General features: G+C 48.5%; 4 tRNA genes. All 4 read left to right on the plus strand.

Annotation, left to right across the window (positions count from 1 at the left end):
- The first annotated feature begins 23 nt into the window (after nucleotides 1–23).
- Nucleotides 24–100, plus strand: a tRNA-Met gene (locus tag CHH67_RS23515).
- 9 nt (nucleotides 101–109) lie between these two features.
- A tRNA-Val gene (locus CHH67_RS23520) sits at nucleotides 110–185 on the plus strand.
- Between the two features lie 26 nt (nucleotides 186–211).
- Nucleotides 212–287: transfer RNA gene (locus CHH67_RS23525), tRNA-Thr, on the plus strand.
- A 5-nt stretch (nucleotides 288–292) separates the two neighbouring features.
- Nucleotides 293–369 (plus strand) — tRNA-Asp (locus CHH67_RS23530).
- The last annotated feature ends 227 nt before the right edge of the window (nucleotides 370–596 follow it).

Here is a 596-nt window from a genome sequence, read left to right on the forward strand (position 1 = left end):
CCATTTGAAAAACATATTGTTATGGCGGCGTAGCTCAGCTGGCTAGAGCGTACGGTTCATACCCGTGAGGTCGGGGGTTCGATCCCCTCCGCCGCTACCATACATATCTGGAGGCTTAGCTCAGCTGGGAGAGCATCTGCCTTACAAGCAGAGGGTCGGGGGTTCGATCCCCTCAGCCTCCACCATGATATTTTCACTATTATTATACTATGCCGGTGTAGCTCAATTGGTAGAGCAACTGACTTGTAATCAGTAGGTTGGGGGTTCAAGTCCTCTCGCCGGCACCATGCGCGGAACTGTGGTGTAGAGGCCTAACATGCCTGCCTGTCACGCAGGAGATCGCGGGTTCGAATCCCGTCAGTTCCGCCATTTAATTTAAGCTTCAGGGATGAGAATCCGTAAAAGGGTTCGTCGGAGCATTGACGTCGATAGCATAAACTTCGCAGTCTCGAACGAAGTGAGAGTATCCCGTCAGTTCCGCCACTTACTTACTATGATAAGTTCAAGGTCATGGTACGGGAATAAAACTGAATTGATTTCCACAACTTAAAGTGGGAAGTGTTAAACTCCGCACTTTATTTTTTTGTTAATTACAT

This window comes from Paenibacillus campinasensis (genome assembly GCF_002272015.1).
In the GTDB taxonomy this organism is placed as follows: Bacteria; Bacillota; Bacilli; order Paenibacillales; family Paenibacillaceae; genus Paenibacillus_AQ; species Paenibacillus_AQ campinasensis.